The sequence below is a fragment of the Gracilibacillus orientalis genome (assembly GCF_900114645.1).
GTDB lineage: Bacteria > Bacillota > Bacilli > Bacillales > Amphibacillaceae > Gracilibacillus > Gracilibacillus orientalis.
Window position 1 is genome coordinate 168,571 of record NZ_FOTR01000008.1, and the last position, 18,862, is coordinate 187,432.

Sequence of the window (18,862 nt, forward strand, 5' to 3'; positions counted from 1 at the left end):
TCATGATACAACGGAAAAGGCATTACTACACATTGCTTCAAATAATGGTGAAACCGCTATTTTGATATTCTTAAAAAGTACTTTTTCTTATGATTATGAAAAGGTTACCAAAGTGTGGAACAACGGCTCTTTCATTCATGGTTAATGGAGTTAACGGAAAATACTTTTGGAAGCGATCCAAAATGAAAGGCTTTATGCGCTCATTATGAAAAGTGGAAAGTAGAGACAGCACTCCACAATGAATTCGGTGGGCATGCTGTAACCAAATGATAAAGTGAGACTTATCAAAATAAAAATTAATCAACAAAGGATGGAAACAACATGTCAGATCAAATGTTAATACTTATTGCTTTAGCAGGAATTTTTCTATTATTATTTCTAGTTATACGAACGAAATTACACGCATTCGTTGCCTTATTGGTAGTCAGCTTAATTGTTGGTATATTGGCAGGAATGCCTCTTAGTGATGTAATCGAAACGATGGAACAAGGAATGGGAGGAACATTAGGCTTTGTCGCTGTTGTTGTTGGTCTAGGTGCAATGTTTGGTCAAATGCTTGAAGTATCCGGTGGTGCCGATCGTTTAGCACGTACTATGATCAACAAGCTTGGTGAAGATAAAGCGCAATGGTCATTAGGTATTACAGGCTTTCTTGTAGCGATTCCGGTCTTTTTTGATGTTGGTTTTATCATTCTTGTGCCAATTGTATACGGTTTAGCAAAGAAAACCGGTAAATCATTATTGTATTATGGTATTCCTTTACTAGCTGGTTTAGCTGTTACACACAGTTTTATTCCCCCGACTCCCGGACCGATTGCGGTTGCTGATTTAGTCGGAGCAGACTTAGGATGGGTTATTTTGTTCGGTGCACTTGCCGGTATACCTTCGATGATTATTGCTGGTCCTCTATTTGCACGTTATATTTCCAAACGGCTACATGTTGTCGTACCAGAATACATGAATATGGAAGAAGTAGAATATGATGATCAAGAATTGCCTAGCTTTTCTTTAATTGCTTCCATTATTTTAACACCTTTAGTATTAATTTTATGTAATACATTTTCGGACTTCTTTTTAGAGGAAGGAAATATGGCTCGTGAAATATTCACTTTCTTAGGACACCCATTTGTTGCTTTAACGATTGCAACGATCTTAACCTTTGTCTTCTTAGGAACAAAACGCGGTCTTACCCGTCAGGAAGTACAAGATATTGCGACTAAAGGATTGGAACCTGCAGGGATTATTATATTAGTAACTGGTGCAGGTGGTGTATTTAAGGAAGTCTTAATTCAATCTGGTGTAGGTGATGTGATTGGTAACATGATGGCTGGCTCAAACCTACCACCTATTTTACTTGCATTTTTGATTGCGGCTGCCGTACGTGTTGCTCAAGGATCTGCAACTGTGTCCATGGTAACTGCAGCAGGACTCGTCGCTCCTTTAATTGACATCTTAAGTCTTGAAGGACCTGTTTTAGGGCTAATCGTTATCGCAGTTGCATCAGGTGCGACAGTACTATCACATGTCAATGATTCTGGTTTCTGGCTTGTCGGTCGATACTTTGGCTTAGATGTAAAAGATACATTGAAGTCATGGACGATTATGGAAACATTAATAGGTCTTGTCGGTTTATCCGTCGCACTTATTCTAGGAATCTTCATCTCATAAAATTTTAAATGGGCACTGTCATTAGAAGACAGTGCCCATTTTACTACAGAAAAACTTTAGTCTTTTATCTTCACTTTACCATGTACAACCAATCTCCCTTTCCCCGGATCAGATAATTAATGTTCCTGTACCTTCTTTTATTAATTGACCAGATCCAACTATGTCATTTTTCCATTCATCAGCTTCATAAAATCCTCCAAGAAAGGCATCCATTGTTACAGTAATGTCTGTTTCAAATGCTTCATACCCCACTGCCGCTGCCAACGACGGTGTGTATCATCTAAACACGGTAAATATGCCTCTTTCCCTTCCTCACCTATACGATTATTCGTTATAGCAATCACCGTTCATTTAGCACAGTACCGTTATCCCATGACGTTCCAGGTGTCCAAAGATCTAAAAAACAGGGAATATAACTGATAACAGGATTAGATTCTGGTGTAATGTCTGCTTCATACATGAAATTGAGCCTTATCTCATATTGCTGAAGATATTCGAAAGTTTTATAATGTAAAAGAAAGATAGCAATCGATTGAAATTTAGTGTCTGATGTGGGATCGATACCATATAAATTAGATTCTATTTTGTCAGGTATTTTCACGATTAGAAGGGAGAAGTGTAAGATGAAAAGCATCCAAAGCCGTTTATTATATATGTTAATTATATTCATACTTCTTCCGTACTTTTTGTCGGTATTGCTTATTTATGGTTATACGAAAAACAATGTTGAAAAGCATGAACTTGCCAATAATGAGGAACAGTTAAATGAAAGTTCCAAACAATTGCAGCAATATTTTCATGAACTCATTCATCTCCCTTATAAACTTTATCGTGATGCTGATCTATTTCGTATTTTTAAAAAGGAAGTGGAAGATTCCAGTTATCTAGAAAAAAGCATTCAAAATTTTTATCTAGTGCGTGAGGAAATAAGACAAGTTCGCTTCTATATGGATAAAGGAGAAGAATCTGTTACAGTTTATAATGCTATAGTCAGTTCTCGTAAATCTAAACCGGACCTTTTGCAGGAACCCTATATAAAAAAACTATATCAGTCAGATGTAAAACAAATTATTGAACCTCCACATCCATTAGAAAATTATAATAATGTAGCGATTGTGCCACAAACAGATCATACACAAGTAATAACCATTCATCATAAGATACAGGATATCTTTACTGGAGAGTTTCTTGGTGTGATTTCAATGGATGAAGAATTGAATGAATTGAGTCAGATTGCAGCTGATTTAATAAAGAATAAGCACGAATCAATGTATCTGATTAATAAAAATAACCAAATAGTATTCAGTAATAATACGAAACAAATCAGCAATCCTGTATCTGACAGCTTAAAAACAACCATACAAGGTGAAAAGGGAAGTGACGACATTATCCTTTCCAAGACATTAACTTCCCCTCTACATGACTGGGAATTAGTAAAGATTACACCAAGCGAAGTTTTGTTTCACGATGTACGTAAAACTACTTTCACAAGTATTATAGTTGGTATTATAGTAGGTATTTTTGGGTTAGTGATGGTCGGAATTATTACGTATAAAATCACTACTCCTATTAAACGATTGACGAATAAAGTAAGTACGATTGACGGCAGTTATGTAGAAGTACCTTTTAATGATCAACGACATGATGAAATTGGATATTTAGAAAAGCATATGAAAGATATGATGAAGCGAATTAACCATCATATTGAACGTGAATATAAGCTAGAACTTGAAAACAAGGAAATACAATTCCAAGCTTTGAAGTCACAAGTGAATCCCCACTTCTTGTTTAATGCTCTCCAATCTATTGGCACTGTAGCTTTGAGATCTGATGCCCCTAATGTGTATCATCTCATAACCTCTTTATCCAACATGATGAGATATTCTATGCAAGCTAATAAGTGGGTGAAAGTCAAAGAAGAAATGCGTTACATTGAAAGCTATCTGTCCTTACAAATGGAGAGATTTCACGATCAGATTCATTACAACTTGCAAATAAATCAAAACATATTAGAAATACAGATTCCCAGTATGATCCTGCAACCGTTAGTAGAGAATTTTTTCAAACACTGTTTTGAGGAAGGACATACAAATGCTAGATTAAATGTATTTGGTGAAAGAAGAAAATCCTACCTTTATTTTAAGGTAGAAAATGATGAAGCAAGCGTAAGTGATGAGAAATTAGAGGAACTAAGAGAAACTATTTATCCCCCTTCTCCAACTGAAAATCATGAAAAAGAACATATAGGATTAAAGAACATTCAAGACAGATTGGTACTGATTTATGGTGATAAAGCAGGAATTAATATAGAGAATAATAAAGGACAAGCATTTATTGTAGAAATATTTATTCCACTAAACGAAATATCTTTTACGGAAGGGAGAATAAAACGTGAAAGTATTGATCGTAGATGATGAGAAAAATGTACTTGATGTAATCAAAATTTTAGGTAAATGGGAAGCTCAAGGTATAACAAAAATACTGGAAGCAAGTCGTGGAGAAGAAGCAAAAATTTTAATAGAGAAGGAAAGCCCTGAAATTATTTTTACGGATATTAAAATGCCTGGAATGAATGGTCTAGAACTGATGAAATGGCTAGATTCCAACTCTTATCAGGGAAAAGTAATTTTTATAACAGGATACAATGATTATTCTTACATGCGTCAGGCTATCAAACATAATAGTTTTGACTATTTAATGAAGCCAATCGAAGCGGACGTTTTCAATGAGATCTTAAAAGAAGCAGTTATAGCATGGCAGAGAGATTTTGTGGAAACTAATTTAATTGAGGAGAATTATATATACAACAAGATAGTTACGGATGCTTGTACAGGAGAAACCTATGATATGAACAATCTACTACTTTCTCTTCCAGAAGCTAACCGTTATGATATGACATTATTATCTTTCTATCATATGCATTACTCAGAACCAGAGATAAAATCATTGGCAAATAAACTTTCCACACAAAGGTTAGGAAATGCATACTCTCTTCAAACATATCATAATCTCTGCCTTGTTGTGACCTTGGAGAATGAGTGGGTGACAATAGAGAAATGGCTTAGTGAACATATGGAAAGCCCCGTCCGAATTGTAGCTAGTGAAGATCCGCAACCATTAAAAAATCTTCCTACAGTGTTCAAAATGTTGAAGACAAAACTGTACAATAATCAGTTTAGAACCGTTTATCAATCAACACAATTAGATCAAGTCAGTCAAATCCAAGACATTGTTTCTTTTGTCGATAATTATTATATGGAAGATATAAGCCTTGAAAAATTATCAAATTTATTTTTCTTGAGTCGTGAGCATATTTCAAGGAAATTTAAACAAGAGAAGGGTATGCCTATGTCAAAATACGTGACAAATCTTAGAATTAAACAGGCTAAGTGTTGGTTAAGAGGAACCGATGAGACTATTTATTCTATTTCTGTAATGCTTGGCTACCAGGATGAAAAATTTTTCTCCAAATTATTCAAAAAAGTAACTGGCTTTACGCCAAATGAATATAGAAATAAAAAAGACGAGGTGATTGGATGAGAAAAACACTTCTTTTCCTTTTTATCATCTTGTTTATTTCAGCATGTCAATCAAACACTCCGAAAGATGATAAAGAAGAAAACTCATCAAAGGTCACCCTTACCATACGTAATCCTAAAATAGAGATTGCTTCCGCATTTGAAGAAATGATCCAAGCGTATGAAAAAGAACATCCCTACGTGAAAATAGAAGTAACCACGGTGGGCGGTGCATTGGATGATTTTTCTGATTTGAAAGCACAAATAGCAGCCGAAGAAGGTCCTGATATTTTTACAAACCCTGGTTATAGCTCTACAGAGTTATGGATGCCATATTTGGAGGATCTATCTGATCAGCCATGGGTGAAAAATGCTTATCCAGAAACATTGGAAGCAATAAAAATGGATGGGCATGTTTATGGAATGCCAATGAATTTAGAAGGATATGGTTTCATTTATAATAAAGAATTGTTTAAGGAGGCAGGAATTGAGAAACTTCCCTCTACCTTCACAGAATTAAAGTCTATAACTAAACAATTAGAACAAGCTGGTATTACCCCTTTTGCGACAGGATATTACGAGAAGTGGAAATTAGGAGACCATTTGATGAACATTGCTATTTCTCAACAAGAAAACCCAGATCTTTTTATTAAGAAATTAAAAGATGGCACAACTTCAATTGAAAACAATCAGATATTCAAACAACTAATAGAGCTATTAGATTTAACGATAGAGCATGGCGGAGAAGATCCGCTATCAACAGATTATACAATGGAACTTCAGCAATTTACATCAGAAAAGGCAGCAATGATGTTGCAAGGGAATTGGATTCAGCCTATGATAAATAAATTCGCACCAGATATGCAGATTGGTATCTTCCCGATTACTCTAAATGAGAAAGCAGAAAAAAATACATTAAGCATTCATACCCCAAGCTACTGGGTAGTTAATCAACAAACCTCAGCAGAAAAGAAAGAAGAAGCAAAACGATTTTTAAATTGGATGGTAAATTCTGAGCAGGGACAAAAGTTTATGGTCGAAAAACTGCGGTTTATTCCTGCTTTTAAACATGTGGATATACAGGACACAGATCCACTTACTTCCAAAATAACAGAACTTTATCAAGCAAACAGAACTTTATCCTCCAATTGGTCAGACCTTCCTGCTGGGTTAAGAGAAGCGTTCGGTACTGATACACAACAATATATCGAACACGAATGGAGTAAAACACAATTACTACAAGCCTATCAGAATACATGGGATGAAATACATTAGAAAAGGCTTTGTGCGCCCGTTTAATAAACTTGTGACTAGAGTGAATCAACTGAGATAAAGGCATCACAATCTAGGGATAAGTTATACTTTGTGACATTTACCATTTTTACTACGTTGGACAGATAATCTCAGGCCTATTTTCCTAATCAATATACAACGAAAATTATATCAATCTTAGACATTTCTTACCTTTCCTAACTCTCTTATACTAATATTTGTACACAGCCCGGGCAGATAAAAAGTATCTATGAGGAGGAATAGTATGAAATGGAAAGGTTTTGTTAAGAAAGCGACAGTATTAACACTAAGTACTGCCATTTTAGTTGGCGGAAGCGGTCTTGTGCATGCAGAGAAAAAGTCTTCACAAGACTATAAGGAAGATTATGGTACATCTACCATCACACGCTCTGATATGAAGGATATGATTAAACAACATGGTGATGAAGATTTCAAAGTACCTACATTTGACTCATCCACCATTCAAAACATCCCTTCTGCTACAAAAGTTACGGAAGATGGAGAAGAAATAAAATTAGATGTGTGGGATACATGGCCACTTCAAAATGCGGACGGAACTGTAGCAGAATATAATGGATATCATATTTTATTCGGTCTAGCAGGTAATCCAGAGAATGCTGAAGATACTTTTGTTTATTTGTTTTATAAAAAAGCGGATGAAAATTCTATCGATGCCTGGGAAAATGCAGGACGAGTTTTCGATGATAATGATAAATTCGAAGCTAATGATAAATATTTAAAAGATCAATCAGAAGAATGGTCTGGTTCTGCCACATTTACTTCTAATGGAGAAATTCGTTTATTCTATACCAACCGTACAGCGTTCGATGAAGCAAAAGACCTTTACGGTAAGCAGACGTTAACAACTGCACAGGTAAATGTTTCTGAAATTGAAGATGGAGCACTTCAGGTTGATAGTGTGGAAGATCATAAATCAATCTTTGAAGGTGAAGACGGCTCTGTCTATCAAAATGTTATGCAAGCTTTCGGTGGGGATGAAATCAATTGGAAGGAAAATCATACCTTAAGAGACCCTCACTATATTGAAGAAAATGGCCATAAATACCTTGTCTTTGAAGCTAACACCGGAACAGATTATGGATACTCTGGGAAAGACTCTCTTTATAATCAAGCTTATTATGGGAACAGCAATCATTTCTTTCAAAATGAAAAAGATTGGCTATTAGACAGTTCCCAAAAAGACTATGCTGAATTAGCAAATGGTGCTATCGGAATTGTTGAAATCACTGATGACTATGAATTGAAAAAAGTAATGGACCCTTTACTAGTTTCTAATACCGTTACAGATGAAATTGAAAGACCAAACATTTTCAAAAAAGATGGAAAATGGTACCTGTTCACGAGTGCCCGTGGATCTAAAATGACAATTGACGGCATTGATGATGAAGATATTTATATGCTTGGATATGTTTCCAATTCACTAACTGGTGAATTTAAACCAATGAATAAAACAGGTATTGTTCTTCATCATGATTTGGATCCATATGATATTACTTGGAATTACGCACACTATGTTATTCCACAAGAGACAACAGATGAAGCGGTAGTTACAAGTTATATGACGAACAGAGGCTATTTTGAAGATCACAAATCTACCTTTGCTCCTAGCTTTAAGTTGAGTTTAAACAACAAAAAATCATCAGTTGTAAAAGATAGCATCCTTGAGCAAGGTCAAATTACACTACATGGAGAAAACTAAAAATGAATGAAAAGAAAATGCCGAATAAACTCGGCATTTTCTTTTTTGAACATTGTCACTTCAAATAAAGGAGGTCAAAAATCTTGAAGATATTCAAAAATTGGAGGAGCAAATGGGATGTAATGCTATTCTCGCTCTTTTCTCTTTTGCTCATCATTCTTATAATTTTTAATTTGCATACAGTAAATACAATGCCACCTTCTAATTCGCAAGATGAAGATTACTCTTATCGAGCTGATTATCATTTTACAGTGCCCGATAATTGGAAAAATGACCCTCAACGTCCTCTCTATTTTAATGAAAAATATCACTACTATTATCTTTATAACAGAGATTATCCCGAAGGCAACGGAACAGAATGGCGTCACGCTACTTCTAAAGATCTGATTTATTGGGAGGATGAAGGGGTCGCGGTTCCAAAATATACGAATGAAAACGGGGATCCCTGGTCAGGCTCTGTTATCGTTGATCATGATAATTCAGCTGGATTCGGAGAAAATACCCTTGTTGCTATCGTTACTCAACCATCCGCAAATGGACAACAAGAGCAATATCTTTGGTACAGCACAGATGATGGTTTAACATTTAACGAGTATCAAAATGAACCTGTAATGCCCAATCCAGGAATAGAAAACTTTAGAGATCCGAAGATCATTTGGGAAGAGAAATCTCAAAAATGGGTTTTGCTGATGGCTGAAGGATCCAAAATTGGTTTTTATGAATCTGAAAATCTTAAAGAATGGCAGTATACTGATGGATTTCAAACAGAAAATCTGGGAATATTAGAGTGCCCAGATCTATTTCAACTGCAAACAGATGATGGCAGTATAAAATGGGTAATGGGCGTCAGTGCAAACGGTATGGAGCAAGGCAAACCCAACACATATGCTTATTGGATCGGAGACTTTAATGGTCAAACTTTTACTCCAGACCACAAGGAACCTAAATGGCTGGATTATGGCTTTGATTGGTATGGAGGTGTTACTTTTGAAGATGGTAAGAGCAGAGATAAACTGAATAATCGCTATGCTTTAGCATGGATGAATAACTGGGCATATGCAAACAATACACCAACATTAGAAGAAGGCTTTAATGGACAAGATTCCATTGTTAGAAAAATAGAGTTAAAAAAAGATGAACAAGATGAATATTATATCACTTCCCAACCAAAAAAAGAACTAGATCAACTCATAGAGAGTACAGAAAGTTATCCCGAAGTAGAAGTAGATGGTATGGTAACACTAGAAACCGTAGGAGATGCATATCAATTAGAAACTGATATCAGTTGGGATGAAGCTGAAAATATCGGAATCAGACTTAGAGAATCCAACGATCAGAATCGTCACATCGATATTGGATTTTCCCCTCGGAAGGCGTATTCCTATGTCAATCGCGAATCTACCGATCAGCCAAATGATAATAATAATATGGTTGAAAGTAAAGCACCTATGAATCAACACAAAAAGAACGCTCACCTCAAAATACTTGTCGATAAAACTAGTGTGGAAGTGTTTATTGATGACGGAAAAATAACGCATTCCAATTTAGTTTTTCCTCTAAAGGAAGATCAGGGCATTACTCTATTTTCTGAAGGGGGTAAAGCTATTTTTGAAAATGTAGAAATTCAGCATATACATTCGATACATGAATAAACACTACAATGTAAGAAACGCTGATGAAATCATTAGCGTTTCTTTTTTCGATACGACATTCTGCTACACAAACATTGAACAATTTCAAAGATCTATACTATGTGAACAAGTAATTGAAAAGAGACGCTTACGCAAAAGTTGATAACATATACGTAAACGCTTCTATTTAATTAGGATAGTTATCACTACATGATCTATAAAACTTATGTTTAATATTTTGATTCAGATTTGATTTTTCTTGTTCTTAACATATGCAAAAATTATTCTTTCTTCTTTTTTAAAAAAGATAAGAATACAATAGAAAGTGCAAATGTCCATTAGGTATAATTATATCTTCAAAAGATTAGCTTTTATTATATTTTCATTCCCTATTCTAAACATTATTAAAAGTAAATTTTTCACAAATGAAAAGACTACCCCCCTTTAATTTCAGGGGATAGTCTTTTACTTACAAAATAATTATACATGATACAGTAAGGCTGATTACATCATGCCTGACAATTCGCCACCTATTGGTACTAGATTCACCATCTTCTTCTGGAAGGTCAGCTTATAACCTCCATAGTTCCGGGAGAATATTAGTAAATAGCCTATTCATTAATCCCCCCTTGCAAGTACAAAAGGAATGTTACTAATTCTTAATAAATAGTCTACCTAGGCTTTACTGTCCCTCGATGAAAAGGTCTAGGTAAGGGTATTAAATATAACAAGCCATTACTTCCCTCATTTGCTCTAGGTATTATATGATGATTTTCAATATTGTCTCAACTCCTAATACCATAACGAGCTTCATACCAATTTCAACTGATGGAGGGAGAATGGTGGATGATAAGCTAGTATAAAAGCAGGCTTTTATTGAGGTAATTCCGCTACTTTTACTAATAGTTTGCCGATATTATTTCCTTCAAATAGATCAAGAAATGCATCTGGGATATTTTCGAATCCTTCTTTGATTGTTTCTTGATATTTTAATTTACCTTCTTGTAACCACTCTGCAAGTGCTACTGTACCTTCAGGGAAGCGGTCTGCGAAATCACCTAATGTGAATCCTTGCATTACGGCACTTTTCTTAATAAGTGTTGTTTGTACACGCGGTCCAATATCTTCACCTTCCAAGTTATAACTTGATATGGCACCACAAATTGGCATACGTGCGAATTTGTTTAAATGCGCATGTACTGCATCAGATATTTCTCCACCAACATTATCAAAATAAACATCTATGCCATTTGGACAGGCTTTCGCTAAATCATTCTCAAGATTAGCAGTTGTCTTGTAATTAACTGCATCATCAAAATGTAATTCTTCTTTTAAATATTGAATTTTTTCATCTGAACCTGCAATTCCAACAACATGTGCTCCTTTAATTTTAGCAATTTGGCCTACGATTGATCCTACTGCACCTGCAGCACCTGAGATAACAACCGTTTCACCTTCTTTTGGCTTTCCAATCTCAAGAAGTCCGAAGTATGCTGTTAAACCAGTCATCCCTAAGATACCTAAATGAGTGCTAATAGGTGCTATATCCTTATCAATCTTTCTAATTTCATTTTCTTTTGCTGTGTAATATGTCTGCCAACCATAGCCACCAATGACTACATCACCTGATTGAAATTGATCTGACTTGGATTCAACAACCTCTCCGATTGCTCCACCATCAATAACTGCATTCAACTCAAAAGGTGCTACATAAGAAGGAGCATCTATCATTCGCCCACGCATATATGGATCGACGGATACGTATAATGTACGAATTAAAACTTCGCCTTTTTCCGGTTGCTTACTATCTGTTTCTACCAATTTAAATGTATTTTTATCAGGTGTGCCTGTTGGTCGTTCTGCTAAAATAATTTGTTCTTTTTTATTATTCAATTCTATCTCTCCTATTCTGTATTACTTTCCATGCTTAGCTAAAGTAACAAAAAATTAGGATAAAAGAAAGCTAAATGCTTCACTCAAATGTTTTAATGACTATCCCTACACTTTAGTAAGCTTCCTTAATGTGCCCAAGATACTGCTGATATACTCTTTGTTGAATAACATATTCCCTTTTAATTCCTAAGTTTCACATTTCATCATTAATTTGTTTCGACAGGTTTTTCAAATTAGTTAAACTAGTCTGTAAGCAATCATATGGATTTCGTTCACAAACATCCTGTTCTACCGCATACCACTCGATACCGTTTGCTTCTCCCCATTGAAGAATTGGCACAAAGTCAATTACGCCTTCTCCCACTTCAGCAAATGTCTGCCGTTCATCATTTGTCATATCTTTCAAGTGAATGATCGGCATACGATTTGCGTAAGGATATATAAATTCAACAGGATCACGCCCACTCTTTTTCACCCAAAAGACATCTATTTCAGCCAAAATTTCATTACCATTATAAGGATTAAGTATATAACGTAATGCATTCTGTTCATCAATCTCATTATCAAACTCGAATGCATGGTTATGATAACTAATACGATAACCTGGTGCTTGTTTGGCAACTCGATTTAACGTTTCTTTAACCTCACGATAGCCTGATTCATTTCGTAATTCATTCGATAGAAACGGACAGATAATATCCTTAGTTCCATATAAATCTACTTCTTTTAATACATTATCCAGATCCGATTGCAATCGCTTCAATGGAGTGTGCATCCCAGCAGCTTTTAACTTATTTTCTTCTAAAGCAAGTGCTACTTCTTTAGGATCATAATCTTTTGGCAATGCGGAGATTTGTACACCTGCCCAGCCCATCTCTTTCAACTTTTTGAATACCGGACGTATTCCCTCTTTTTTTAATTCCTCACGCAACGTATATAGCTGTGCGGCAAACTTTTGTTCCATTAAAAACATCTCCTTTTTAAAACGACATACAGATAATTATTCGAGAAATATCACCTTTGTGCCTTAATTCTTTTCCATTAATCAGTGAAATTACCTCTTCCATTTAAAAGGTAATCGTTTTCAAAATAGATTTAACTAGTTAAATTATAGTAGAATTTTAGATAAAAATCATTGTATGACGTTACTTAGATTATTAGGAAAATTATCTGAGTGTGCATTTGAAGTTTTATTAGTAGGATATTCATTAAATACCCTTTCATTTATTGTTTAACCGAATATGACGATATTGCTTTGCAGTTACCCCAACTTTTTCACGAAAGAAGCGACTAAAGTGAGAAACGCTTTCAAAACCGCACTCATAAGCTATATCTTTTAATGGTTTATGAGATTCCATTTCTAATAAATATTTTACTTGTGTTAGGCGGCATCCCATCACATATTCCATTACTGTATAACCAGTCATTTCTTTAAATACATGAGAAACATATGACTTACTTAAGCTAAGTTCTTTTGCTATATCATTTAAAGATAACTTGTTCATGTAATTAACTTGAATATATTCAGCAATTTTTTCTGAATGTTCAAACTTATCACTTTTCCGATCTGGCAGTTTAATAGAATCAATCTGACCGAGATGATAAACACTAATTAATACTTGAATTAACAATACTTTCAGTTCTGCTTCAGTGATAGCATCGTTCTGATTTGCTGCACGCTTCCTCTTCACAAGTCGTTGAATTACTTCCTCTAAATATTTGGATTCATCGTTTTCTCTCGTACGAATTAAGCAATGATGCAGTTTTTTAAAAACTTCTAATAAATACATACTGTCAATTTCTAAAAGAATACTTTTAATCCACTGAGGGGAAAAATGAATGACACTGCGAACATACTCTTTATTTGGATTTACATTGGGCTTATGAAGTGTCATTCCATCCATAAGCAATAAATCACCTGGTTCTAAATCAAAAATCTGGTTATGAATTAAATATCGACATGATCCTGAGTGAAAAAAATAAATTTCATATTGTTCTGGATGTGAATGATAATCAAACTCACCACTTCCACTTGAACGATATCCGATTCGCAAAGGTTTATTCACATGACCCATTCCTTTCTGATGTAGTATATAAAGATGATTGAAATGAAAGGCATTGCATTAAAATGTAAATATTCTCAAAAATCCTTTTTAATCAGACGTTCTCACTAAATTTTATAATATTATCGATTATAACACACGGTTTACTAGCATCCTTGCTGTGCTACAACGATTTTGTCATAAGACTTCCATATATCTGGCAAAGACTCTCAGATAATTTTGGAAGAAAACTAGATATTATCAGATCATGAATTAATTGAATGTTTAAACTATAATAACCTTAATGTAACCGTTAACATTTTTTTGAGTTAGAGTATGCATACATCAAACCCATCGATAGGCGGGACTCTACATGGACCCAACCAATGTGATAGGAAAAGAACTGCATAGATGTGAGAATAAGAAAGAAAAACTGATTTCCAGCTATGCTTTAAAGGAGGTGATTTTATCCGTAACCTGTTGTTGCCTATTCCCCTTACTTAGGAAGACAGAAATCTATGAATCGTTTTTAACAGAAGACCAGGTCAGCTAGTATCAATTTATTGAAGAAAGGGGAAATATATTGTGAAAAAAATAGGAAGTTTGTTTGTGATTGGATTTATGTTTGCCGTATTGTTTATGACAAGCACAGTTTATGCAAATGAAGGTAATACAAGCTATTACATTTCTCCAACTGGTAGTGATAGCAATCCAGGAACGGAAAGTGAGCCTTTTAAAAGCATAATGAAAGCACAATCAGCAGCTGCATCCGGGGATACTGTATATATTCGTGGAGGAGTTTATGATGATTTTGAAATACCAGAAACCGATAATCCACACGAGAGTGCCTATCATTTTGTGCATGATATTTATAAGAGTGGGATTACTTATAAGGCTTATCCTGAAGACGAAAGGCCAGTTTTTGATTTTAGTAATGTGCCAACTGATCAACGAGTAGCTGCTTTTTATGTAGGAAGCGATGTAACCGATATTAATTTCGAAGGATTTAATGTGACAGGTATTAAAGTTGGTAATCAAAAACAATCCGAAGCTTTTAGATTACACGGTCAAGCAAACTTTTGGAATATGATTGTTCATGATAATGAAGCAAATGGTTTTTATTTTGCTGGTGGCCCTGCGTCAGGCATTGTTTATAATTCCGATGCTTATAACAACATTGGACCAACTGACAGCTCAGCTGGAAATATAGATGGCTTTGGTGCCCATGGAGAGGAAGTAGTATTCATTAACAACCGGGCATGGAATAATAGTGATGATGGTTTTGACAGCATCAGTGTAGAAGGAGCAGTGATTCACCATAAAAACTGGTCTTTTAATCACAGGGGTAATCAAGATGGCAATGGTGACAGAAATGGTTTTAAAGTCGGTGGCTATAGTTATAGAACAACGGGAATACCAGATCCTATGCCAGTTCACACCGTTCAATATAATTTAGCAGCTAATAACGGTGGTAATAACTTTTATGCTAATCATCAACCAGGGCAATCAGCTTACTGGATGAATAACACTGCTTATAGTCCTGGATACGGTGCTAACTTCAATATGCTAGAGCGTGTTAGTCCAACTAGTAAAGAAGACATCCCTGGTTACCGAGAAGTTTTACACAATAACATAGCTTTTGAGGGTGCACTAACATCAAACAATAATACTCCGCCAGAAAATGAAACGAATAATTCTTGGACCATAGATGGTGGTCTTGAAATCACATCTGAAGATTTTAATAGTCTGGATATGACCCAATTAACTGCACCTAGAAAATCAGACGGTAGCTTACCTGATGTGACATTTATGCAACCTGTACCTACCAGTCCTCTTTACGAGCACGATTTAGGCTACCTTACTTACCAAAAAGATCCTGTTTCAGCCTTACAAAGCCTAGTGACAGTACTCAACCAATACGGAATGATAGATAATCACGGAATCGCGAACAGCCTTCAAAAGAAACTAAAAAATCATAATCTATCTGCTTTTATTGATCAGGTAAAGGATCAATCGAACGAGCATATAGATAAGGGAATAGCACGTGTTCTTGTTCTAGAAGCGGAAGCATTTCAAACCAAATAAAGAATTAGCAGAGAAGCACCCCATATAACCATAGTGGGTGCTTCTTTTTTCAATACAGTTCATTTTTCTGGTGAGTGCCATTACACCATGAAGTTGCTGTGAAGTTCGATGGCGTTTTCATACTCATATCTATACAGTAATTTTAATTAATTCTTCAGAACTCCTTTATCATACTCCATATCTTCTAATACATGAGGAATATATCTTTGGACTGAAAAGTATAAGTACCTTAAGCTAAGATATTAAAATATTCTTTCTTAACCTGCCATTGTAATGGTACTCCAATTAGGTACCGCTTAAACTCTTCTAGCATATAGTAGCCCATTCGTTCACATTCCTTACCCTCACTTCCTGCTAAATGTGGTGTTAATACCATGTTTTCTAAATAATAAAGAGGGGAGTCTTGATTTGGTGGTTCAGGAAAAGTTACATCTAAGACAGCGGTTATATCTGATCTATCCTGCAAAACCTCGATCATTTCTGATTCTCTTACTATAGCTCCTCTAGAAGTGTTAATAAAACTAGAGTTTGGAAGCATTTGAGAAAAATGCTCTTTTCCAATCATGCCTATAGTTTCATCTAATAGAGGCGTATGCAAAGAAACCACATCCGATTTTTTGAAGACTTCATCCAAGCTACATAGCTCCACACCTAACTTTTCAGCTTCCCTATCCTTTATATATGGATCGTATCCTATTACTTTAATATCAAATGGCTTAAGTAACTCACAAACAATTTTACCTACAGTACTAAACGAAACTATTCCAACTGTGCTTCCAAAAGTACCTGGTATATCAAAAGGTTTTCCGGGAAACTGCTTTGTATTTCTAATACTTCTGGTAAATGTCCAACCTTTCTTTAAGCAGAATAAAATCTGTGATAGCGTGAATTCTGCAACAGGAACAGCATTAGCCTTAACAGCATTAGTTATTAATATTCCACGATCCCAAGCCGCATCTGTTGCAATACTCTTTACTGATCCAGCAGCATAAAAAAATGCTTTTAGATTTGGTGCCTCATCAAGCAGTGATTGATCAAGCTTTGGTCCTCCCCAACCGGAAAAGATTACTTCTACCTCATCTAGGACTGAAAGATCCTGTTGGATTTGCTGATTCGTCATTGGTGGTCGATAAATGTCAGATAACTCCGCAATTTCTTTCCTCAATTTTTCTGGATATACTAATTCAAATGGAGCTTGATTCATAATATACAATCCTTTTACCATCGTTATCACTCTTTCTTATTAGACTGGGACAAGGGGAGGTTTCTTGGCCTTTCTTTCTATTTGACACCTTTTAAATGTTTAACAGTATCGATGTTGTGCTTAATAGATTCTTTTGTACCCTTTGAACGTTTAAAATCTTCTATTCCATCATAGCCTACAGCTTTTACATCAAAGAAGACTTGCGTCCAATCCACAACTCCTTTTTCAACTAATACCCACTCCAATTAAAATTATCCCTTGAAATGCTGAATTTCTTATATTAACAACTAGTGCATCATTAAAAATTGATAAGAAGGAGGATAAAATATCCTCCTTCTCCTGCTTACTAAATAAAAGCAATTTATCTATTCTCTAGCCATTCTGTACTTTCTTTTTGAGCCTTATCCAATGCTTCCTGAGCATTTCGTTGATCCGTCAATGCAGCCTCAATCTCTGAAGTCAAGATAAATCGCGGTTGCGCGGCTGCCCAATGATATCTAGGTGAATTATACGGTGTACTCATCGCTTCAAAAACTGGTCCTAATAAGTCTTCGTGTTCTTTGACGCTTTCCCATTCAAGTGCTGATTTTACAGATGGAAATGCACCGGTTGTATAAAAATATTGCTGGGCATATTCACTAGTTGCATATTTAAGCCATTCCCAAGCCAAGTCCTTGTTTTCGCTATCCTTAGCCATCGTTATCGGGCTACCAGCAAACAAACCACCTGCGCCATCTTCATTCTTAAATTCCTGAGCAATTGCAATACGATCCTCTAACCCTTGCGCTTGTACTTGCTCAACTAACTCTCCAGGACCTGTGTTTAACATAATGGCAATATTGTTATCTTTTGTCATCCATTTTTCCTGGCCTTGGTTACTTACAATACCTTCTGGTGCTAATTCTTGCATTTCAAGCAGCCAGTTTAGACTTTTAACCATTTCAGGTGAATTAAATTCAAACTCAACTTCATCCCATGCGAAACCTGTTCCCCATTTTCCTCCTAGACCTTCAGCCGCGTTAACTAGTGTAAATGCGGAAGACCAGTCGCCACGGAACCAAATACCATAGTTTTGTTCACCCGTAACAGGGTTTGTTCCAGTCATCTTTGCGGCCTTATCACCAATTTCTTCCATTGTTGGGTGTTCAGAAAGATATTCTACTCCCCAATCATCAAATAACTTTTTATCATAAGTAATAAAACGAGCATCGCCGAAGAACGGTAGACCAAAAATCTCCAAATCACTACTTTCAGGTCCTAATGCTTTCCAACCATCAACTTGCTGATCGATAAAAATATCTGTACTAAATTCTTCGTCTTTATCCATGTACGGTTGTAACGGTTCTAATAATCCTTGAGCTGCAAAGTCAGCGATACCAGGCATTTGGTAAACATCTGCTTCAGAAGAGGTTAACATTGCCTGTGTTTTTTCTGTATAACCTTCCCACGGCATAAGGATAAATTCGACAGTGGCACCTGGATGTTGTCTTTCAAACTCTTCTTTTACGTCTTTTAACCCAGGAGTTGTTTCTCCTGTTATTGGATCTGTTGAATCTTCCATAGAAAAGTCACCTATCAACTGAACTTTAACTGTTTGACCATTCCAATCCTGAGAGTTGTCCACTTCTGTTTCTGGAACTTCAGAACTTTCATCTACTCCGGTATTTTCTGAAGAGGATTCATTGTTGCAACCTATAAGCGTTACTGTCATTAATAAAAAGAGAACAATTCCTAAAAAAGATTTTGTGCTAAACATGCTTTTACCCCCTGTTTTTAATAGTAAATTCCAGTAATATAGCTTCTTAAAG

14 protein-coding genes and 1 pseudogene are annotated in these 18,862 nt (G+C 35.5%); 8 read left to right on the forward strand and 7 right to left on the reverse strand.

Translation table 11 applies throughout. The features are described from left to right. Positions 1 to 64: 64 nt before the first annotated feature. Positions 65 to 183, forward strand: a pseudogene (locus BM121_RS21840) (phosphogluconate dehydrogenase (NAD(+)-dependent, decarboxylating)); the annotation flags it as partial. Positions 184 to 321: 138 nt separating this feature from the next. Next, the gene (locus BM121_RS15105; protein ID WP_091484489.1) at positions 322 to 1,668 is read left to right on the forward strand and encodes a GntP family permease; all 1,347 of its coding nucleotides are present in this window, start codon (positions 322 to 324) and stop codon (positions 1,666 to 1,668) included. 108 nt (positions 1,669 to 1,776) lie between these two features. Here the strand turns inward: BM121_RS15105 and BM121_RS22150 are convergent, their stop codons facing one another. After that, entirely contained in the window at positions 1,777 to 1,932 is a 156-nt protein-coding gene (locus BM121_RS22150; RefSeq protein ID WP_175495451.1) for a hypothetical protein, read from the reverse strand. Positions 1,933 to 2,291: 359 nt separating this feature from the next. Here BM121_RS22150 and BM121_RS15110 point away from each other — a divergent pair, with 359 nt between their 5' ends. The 5 genes from BM121_RS15110 (at position 2,292) to BM121_RS15130 (ending at position 9,851) form a co-directional block, all read left to right on the forward strand. Next, positions 2,292 to 4,082, forward strand: a complete 1,791-nt coding sequence (locus BM121_RS15110; protein WP_091484490.1) for a cache domain-containing sensor histidine kinase — start codon at positions 2,292 to 2,294, stop codon at positions 4,080 to 4,082. Continuing rightward, positions 4,060 to 5,208 (forward strand): response regulator transcription factor, encoded by a 1,149-nt coding sequence (locus BM121_RS15115; protein WP_091484491.1) that lies wholly within the window; start codon positions 4,060 to 4,062, stop codon positions 5,206 to 5,208. Before BM121_RS15110 ends, BM121_RS15115 begins: the two co-directional genes overlap by 23 nt. Continuing rightward, the gene (locus tag BM121_RS15120; protein WP_091484492.1) at positions 5,205 to 6,461 is read left to right on the forward strand and encodes an ABC transporter substrate-binding protein; all 1,257 of its coding nucleotides are present in this window, start codon (positions 5,205 to 5,207) and stop codon (positions 6,459 to 6,461) included. The genes BM121_RS15115 and BM121_RS15120 overlap by 4 nt, the downstream gene beginning before the upstream one ends. 262 nt (positions 6,462 to 6,723) lie before the next feature. Next, positions 6,724 to 8,199, forward strand: coding sequence for a glycoside hydrolase family 68 protein (locus tag BM121_RS15125; protein WP_091484493.1), 1,476 nt, complete (start codon positions 6,724 to 6,726; stop codon positions 8,197 to 8,199). 122 nt (positions 8,200 to 8,321) lie between these two features. Further along, positions 8,322 to 9,851, forward strand: a complete 1,530-nt coding sequence (locus BM121_RS15130) for a glycoside hydrolase family 32 protein (protein WP_091484534.1) — start codon at positions 8,322 to 8,324, stop codon at positions 9,849 to 9,851. 852 nt (positions 9,852 to 10,703) lie between these two features. Here BM121_RS15130 and BM121_RS15135 read toward each other — a convergent pair. The 3 genes from BM121_RS15135 to BM121_RS15145 all read right to left on the reverse strand — a co-directional run bounded on the left by BM121_RS15135 (position 10,704) and on the right by BM121_RS15145 (position 13,789). Continuing rightward, entirely contained in the window at positions 10,704 to 11,723 is a 1,020-nt protein-coding gene (locus tag BM121_RS15135; protein WP_091484494.1) for an NADP-dependent oxidoreductase, read from the reverse strand. Positions 11,724 to 11,916: 193 nt separating this feature from the next. Beyond that, a complete protein-coding gene (locus BM121_RS15140) occupies positions 11,917 to 12,687 on the reverse strand; it encodes a sugar phosphate isomerase/epimerase family protein (RefSeq protein ID WP_091484495.1) in 771 nt (256 codons plus the stop codon). A 256-nt stretch (positions 12,688 to 12,943) separates the two neighbouring features. Further along, the gene (locus tag BM121_RS15145; RefSeq protein ID WP_175495452.1) at positions 12,944 to 13,789 is read right to left on the reverse strand and encodes an AraC family transcriptional regulator; all 846 of its coding nucleotides are present in this window, start codon (positions 13,787 to 13,789) and stop codon (positions 12,944 to 12,946) included. A gap of 561 nt (positions 13,790 to 14,350) precedes the next feature. Between BM121_RS15145 and BM121_RS15150 the strand changes: the two genes are divergently transcribed. Further along, positions 14,351 to 15,850: a right-handed parallel beta-helix repeat-containing protein gene (locus tag BM121_RS15150; RefSeq protein ID WP_245780815.1), complete on the forward strand. Its 1,500-nt coding sequence runs from the start codon at positions 14,351 to 14,353 to the stop codon at positions 15,848 to 15,850. Between the two features lie 229 nt (positions 15,851 to 16,079). On the opposite strand, the gene BM121_RS15155 is transcribed toward BM121_RS15150, so the two are convergent. From BM121_RS15155 to BM121_RS15160, 3 genes are all read right to left on the reverse strand, one after another. Continuing rightward, entirely contained in the window at positions 16,080 to 17,075 is a 996-nt protein-coding gene (locus BM121_RS15155) for a hydroxyacid dehydrogenase (protein ID WP_091484497.1), read from the reverse strand. Positions 17,076 to 17,131: 56 nt separating this feature from the next. Continuing rightward, a complete protein-coding gene (locus tag BM121_RS22155; RefSeq protein WP_175495453.1) occupies positions 17,132 to 17,299 on the reverse strand; it encodes a hypothetical protein in 168 nt (55 codons plus the stop codon). Positions 17,300 to 17,415: 116 nt separating this feature from the next. Then, positions 17,416 to 18,810 carry an extracellular solute-binding protein gene (locus BM121_RS15160; protein ID WP_091484498.1) on the reverse strand — a complete coding sequence of 465 codons (1,395 nt, stop codon included), beginning with the start codon at positions 18,808 to 18,810 and terminating at the stop codon, positions 17,416 to 17,418. Positions 18,811 to 18,862 lie beyond the last annotated feature (52 nt).

Excerpts from the sequence above, each read along its gene's own strand:
- BM121_RS15105 (WP_091484489.1), top strand. The coding sequence starts at position 322 with ATGTCAGATCAAATGTTAATACTTATTGCTTTAGCAGGAATTTTTCTA.
- BM121_RS15110 (WP_091484490.1), top strand. The coding sequence starts at position 2,292 with ATGAAAAGCATCCAAAGCCGTTTATTATATATGTTAATTATATTCATA.
- BM121_RS15120 (WP_091484492.1), top strand. The coding sequence starts at position 5,205 with ATGAGAAAAACACTTCTTTTCCTTTTTATCATCTTGTTTATTTCAGCA.
- BM121_RS15125 (WP_091484493.1), top strand. The coding sequence starts at position 6,724 with ATGAAATGGAAAGGTTTTGTTAAGAAAGCGACAGTATTAACACTAAGT.
- BM121_RS15130 (WP_091484534.1), top strand. The coding sequence starts at position 8,322 with ATGCTATTCTCGCTCTTTTCTCTTTTGCTCATCATTCTTATAATTTTT.
- BM121_RS15140 (WP_091484495.1), bottom strand. The coding sequence starts at position 12,687 with ATGGAACAAAAGTTTGCCGCACAGCTATATACGTTGCGTGAGGAATTA.
- BM121_RS15155 (WP_091484497.1), bottom strand. The coding sequence starts at position 17,075 with ATGGTAAAAGGATTGTATATTATGAATCAAGCTCCATTTGAATTAGTA.
- BM121_RS15160 (WP_091484498.1), bottom strand. The coding sequence starts at position 18,810 with ATGTTTAGCACAAAATCTTTTTTAGGAATTGTTCTCTTTTTATTAATG.